This is a genomic window from Fusibacter sp. (assembly GCF_057447755.1).
In genome coordinates this window covers 1-2,955 of record NZ_JBVBZF010000393.1, presented here as the reverse complement: position 1 = coordinate 2,955, position 2,955 = coordinate 1, and the positions used below count along the sequence as shown (strand labels likewise).

The window sequence follows — 2,955 nt, the reverse complement described above, 5'->3', positions numbered from 1 at the left end:
ATCACCTCATAACTTAGAGATGATTTAAGCTTATACCATTTACCGCACTTCCATGAGGTATTCTTTTGGAGAACAACCCATGTATTTTTTAAAGACAATGCCGAAGTATTTATAATCTCCAATGCCGCAGTCACAGGCAATCTCTTGAATGGTATGTGTCCCCTTGTTTAAAAGCGTAAGTGCCTTCTGTATGCGGTAACGGTTGAGATATTCTATAAAGGTTGTTCCTACAGTTTCCTTGAACTTGGAATTTAGATAGGATTCGCTGTAATTTAAGTGGTCCACCAAGTCTTGTATATAAATCTTCTTGCTATAATGCTCTGTGACAAACTGGATCATATCCCTTACGATGGTGTCTTCGCCATAATCGGTCGAAAACTCCTTAAGGAGTCTGGCATTTTTAAGCTCTTCTTTCTTATAAAGCTTTGCAAGATATGCTCGCCTGATATCACATTGGACCTTAGCACGTGCCACTGCATCCTTCATTTCCTCTGTGACCAAGGGCTTTAATAGGTATTCTATTACCCCATGCTTTATGGCCTCTTTTGCATAATTGAAATCAGAATAGCCTGTGAGCAGAATTGAAACATAATCATAGTGATCACTGGTCTCTTCTATCATTTTAAGGCCATCCATGATGGGCATATTAATGTCTGCAATCACGATGTCTGGTGTATGTTTTTCAATCGCCTCAATACCTTCTATACCATTTCTTGCCTCTGCTACAATAGTACAATCAAGCTCGTTCCAAGGCATGTAATAAACCAAGTTCTTTCGTATTATATCTTCATCTTCAACGATTAATATCTTGTACATTGATTACCTCCTCGCATTTGGGACTACGAAAATCGTAATGCCCAAGCCTTCACCATACATGTTATTGAGCTCGATTCGACTCCCCTCTCCATAACTGAGATAGAGTCTTCTTGCGATATTATGAAGCCCGTTGTGGGCTGTGGTATTCTCCACCTGTGAAAGAGATTCTTTAAGGGCCATTTCCTGTTCTAAAGTCATGCCATAGCCGTTATCCTCTACATAGAGACAGAGAATGCCATCGTTTAAAATAATGTTGATATGGATTTCTATTTCCATGCGTTTGAGAAAGCCATACTTAATACTGTTTTCAATAATTGGCTGTAATAAGAGTTTAGGAACGATTAAGTGGTGGCAAGCCTCGTCGATGTAAATGGTGTATTTGAAACGATCGCCATATCTTACCGTTTGAATTTCCAAGTAGTCTTCAATGTACTTCATATCCTCTATGAGGCGCGCATCCTTACAGCTGTTGTCAATACTGTATCTCAATATCTGAGTCAATCTTGCAATGAGTTTGTCAAGTTCTGATGGGTCTTGAAAGTCAAGGCATCTGATGGTCTCAAGTGTATTATATAGAAAATGCGGATTGAATTGTGCTGTGAGCTGTTTGAGTTCAATGATGTTGTTGAGCTCAATTAAGTCTGTGTTTTTCTCGTTGAGTTCCTTGACCTTGTCTAGCATCCTATTGATTTGTATGGCAACGTCCGAAAACTCGTCATTGGTATCCATCTGAATTCTATATTCACTATCTTCCTTACGGATGATCTTAATTTCTCTAACCAGTTCATTAATAGAAGAAGCATTTTTTTCGGCCATAGCAAAAGTCATTTTTTTAGCAAGCTGAAACCAGGAAAAACCAAGTAATAATATTACAATAAGGCCAATCATAAAGAAAGAAGCATTTTGGGGATAATAGACTAAGGAATAGATTATGACATTGTACTTACTTAGGCTTCTAGATACAATCCAGTAACGGTTTTCACCCTGCTTGTAAATATTATTCTTAATCTTTGGATTAAACTTATTGATTTTTTGAATTAGGCTTTTACGGCTACTGATAATGACATTTCCCATTTGGTCTGTGATAACACTGTTAAAGTTGTAGTCCGACAAGTGGTAATGCCATTCGTTGCCAGACAAATAGATATTTGCATAGCCGATTACATCATCACCTTCACGAACGGGATAACTAAAAATATAAGAAGAATAGCTTCCTGATAAATAATAGATGGCGTTATAAATTCCATTTTTAGCCTTAACCTTGGCATTGTCACATACAACTTGATTAAATTGTTTTAAGTGCAGGTTAAAATCATCTTCTTTAAAGGAGGTATAGACAATATCCCCCTGATAATTGGTTAGTATTAAATTACTCTTTATCTCACTTTCCACACCAAACTCATAGAAGGAATGCATTAAGTTGTTTAAAGCAATCTCACCATTCAGGACATCTAGGAACAAACGATTTGCATTTTCACCTTTGAGATATGAAGTGGTATATTCGTATATATCTATAAATTCACTTTCTAGTGCTTCCAAGTGTTTGGTGGCATTAGATTGATTTACACTGTAGTTCATAATATATACACCAACCGAAAACAAGAGGCAGCCAATACTGATTAATAAGAAGATTTTCTTATTTACTGATTTTTGTAATTTATTCTGAAAGAGCTCTTTATTGTTGTTATTCATATGTACATACCATGCCCTACATAATTTCAATTCTGTGTAAATTATAATAAACATCTAAGGATGCGTCAAATGAATCCTCTGATTATAATTTGATGTAAGAACTCATTTAACGTCAAAACTTTATATTGACGTATCTATCCGCTTTTCACAGGTTTAAAATACTTGTTCAAAGCTGGATGAAAATAAATGATGTATATAACAAAAGAGTGGCTGTCGGTTAAAGAGGATAACCGAAAACCACTCTCTCTCAAAATAAACTTGTATTCAATAAAACTTGTGATCAACGAAACCTACGATCAACGAAACCTGCGATCAATGAAAATTATTCTAAATCAACTTGATCCTTTCTTAGTTTAGCCATATAAGTCTTCCAAGCATGAAGACCAAGTGAAAGCCCGATAACACCATAAGCAATAAAGGTTCTGAAGTATTCCCCTACCTGCGCGT

General features: G+C 36.1%; 2 protein-coding genes. Both read right to left on the bottom strand.

Annotation, left to right across the window (positions count from 1 at the left end):
- Positions 1-39 precede the first annotated feature (39 nt).
- Positions 40-816: a response regulator transcription factor gene (locus AC220I_RS20710; protein ID WP_486725768.1), complete on the bottom strand. Its 777-nt coding sequence runs from the start codon at positions 814-816 to the stop codon at positions 40-42.
- 3 nt (positions 817-819) lie between these two features.
- Positions 820-2,508: a sensor histidine kinase gene (locus tag AC220I_RS20705; RefSeq protein WP_486725767.1), complete on the bottom strand. Its 1,689-nt coding sequence runs from the start codon at positions 2,506-2,508 to the stop codon at positions 820-822.
- Between the last annotated feature and the right edge of the window lie 447 nt (positions 2,509-2,955).

Bases quoted from the DNA above. Each gene is read 5' to 3' on its own strand.
- AC220I_RS20710 (WP_486725768.1), bottom strand. From the start codon at position 816: ATGTACAAGATATTAATCGTTGAAGATGAAGATATAATACGAAAGAAC.
- AC220I_RS20705 (WP_486725767.1), bottom strand. From the start codon at position 2,508: ATGAATAACAACAATAAAGAGCTCTTTCAGAATAAATTACAAAAATCA.